The 704-nt window shown below is 74.4% G+C and carries 2 pseudogenes; both read right to left on the bottom strand.

The features are described 5' to 3' along the window. Positions 1 to 251: pseudogene (locus ACFPZL_RS13970) on the bottom strand (ribosome small subunit-dependent GTPase A); the annotation flags it as partial. After that, a pseudogene (locus tag ACFPZL_RS13965) lies at positions 248 to 704 on the bottom strand (3-phosphoshikimate 1-carboxyvinyltransferase); the annotation flags it as partial. The pseudogenes ACFPZL_RS13965 and ACFPZL_RS13970, both read right to left, overlap by 4 nt.

Genomic DNA, 704 nt, shown 5'->3' with positions numbered 1-704 from the left:
AGCAGCGAGCGCTCGCTCGGATCCTCGGGATCGGCGCCGGCCTCGACGAGCGCGGTGTACCGGCCGCGATCCACCGCCGTCACCATCCCGGTCACGGCGTCGGCGTGCTCGGGTCGGCGCTTGGTGCGGGGCCGATTGGCCTTCGGGTTGGGGCGCTGGCGGACGGCGTGGTCGGCATACGCCGCGTACGGGCCGTCCTCGTCCTCGTCGTCGTCGGCCGAGTCCAGCCAGTTCATGCCCCGCGCGCTCATGCCCAGCGGGTTCCGTCCGGGGGCTCGGGCAGGGTGAGCATCCCGGGAAGGGACGTGCCGATCGAAGCGCCCGATGAGCTCGGCGTACCGGTGCCGCCCTGCGCCGCGTCGGCCGGGGCGACGCCGAGCATCCGCCCCCACAGCTCGGGGAACTCGGGCAGCGTCTTCGCGGTGGTGCCGATGTCGTCGACCTGCACGCCCGCGACGCGCAACCCGACGAGGGCTCCCGTCGTCGCCATGCGGTGGTCGGCGTAGGCGCGCCAGGTCCCGCCGTGCAGTTCCGCCGGGCGGATCTCGATGCCGTCCTCGAGCTCGTGCGCGTCGCCGCCGAGTCCGTTGATCTCTGCGACCAGCGCCGCGATCCGGTCCGTCTCGTGATGCCGGATGTGGCCAATGCCGGTGATCCGGCTCGTCGCCCCCGGCTCGCCGCCGGCGCCGGGCAGCGCCGCGATC

This window comes from Leucobacter soli (assembly GCF_042659205.1).
Lineage (GTDB): Bacteria > Actinomycetota > Actinomycetes > Actinomycetales > Microbacteriaceae > Leucobacter > Leucobacter soli.
Note: the sequence above shows the minus strand (reverse complement) of the source record. Positions and strands in the feature narration are given on the sequence as shown.